The organism is Loktanella sp. S4079 (genome assembly GCF_000967725.1).
Lineage (GTDB): Bacteria > Pseudomonadota > Alphaproteobacteria > Rhodobacterales > Rhodobacteraceae > Yoonia.
In genome coordinates this window covers 1-1,077 of the sequence record NZ_JXYE01000031.1, presented here as the reverse complement: position 1 = coordinate 1,077, position 1,077 = coordinate 1, and the positions used below count along the sequence as shown (strand labels likewise).

General features: G+C 53.9%; 1 protein-coding gene. It reads left to right on the top strand.

Going from position 1 to position 1,077, the window contains the following annotated elements; translation table 11 throughout:
* A partial coding sequence (tuf, locus tag TW80_RS17475) for an elongation factor Tu (protein WP_045998763.1) occupies positions 1–1,077 on the top strand: 1,077 nt, incomplete at its 3' end.

The window sequence follows — 1,077 nt, the reverse complement described above, 5'->3', positions numbered from 1 at the left end:
ATGGCTAAGGAAAAGTTTGAACGTAATAAGCCGCACGTTAACATTGGTACGATTGGCCACGTTGACCACGGTAAAACAACACTGACCGCAGCGATCACCAAGTATTTTGGTGACTTCCAAGCGTACGACCAAATTGACGGTGCGCCCGAAGAAAAAGCACGTGGTATCACGATTTCGACTGCACACGTTGAGTACGAGACAGAGACACGCCACTACGCGCACGTTGACTGCCCCGGCCACGCTGACTACGTGAAAAACATGATCACTGGTGCTGCGCAAATGGACGGCGCGATCTTGGTTGTGAACGCAGCTGACGGCCCAATGCCACAGACCCGCGAGCACATCCTGCTGGGCCGCCAGGTTGGCATCCCAAAGATGGTCGTTTACATGAACAAAGTTGACCAGGTTGACGACGAAGAGCTGCTCGAGCTGGTTGAAATGGAAATCCGTGAGCTGCTGTCTTCTTACGAATACCCAGGCGACGACATTCCAGTGATCCCAGGTTCTGCGCTTGCTGCGCTGGAAGGCCGCGACGCTGAGATCGGTGAAGAGTCCATCAAAAAGCTGATGGCCGCTGTTGACGAATACATCCCAACACCTGCACGTGCTGTTGACCAGCCGTTCCTGATGCCAGTTGAGGACGTGTTCTCGATCTCTGGCCGTGGTACAGTTGTGACTGGCCGTGTTGAGCGTGGCGTGATCAACGTTGGTGACGAGATCGAAATCGTCGGCATCAAAGACACACAGAAAACAACATGTACTGGTGTTGAAATGTTCCGCAAGCTGCTGGACAGCGGTGAAGCAGGCGACAACATCGGTGCGCTGCTGCGTGGTATCGACCGCGATGCGGTTGAGCGTGGTCAGGTTCTGTGTAAGCCAGGTTCTGTGACACCACACACCAAGTTCGAAGCAGAAGCCTACATTCTGACCAAAGAAGAAGGCGGTCGTCACACACCATTCTTCGCGAACTACCGTCCACAGTTCTACTTCCGTACAACTGACGTGACCGGCACAGTTGTTCTGCCCGAAGGCACCGAAATGGTGATGCCAGGCGACAACCTGAAGTTCAACGTAGAG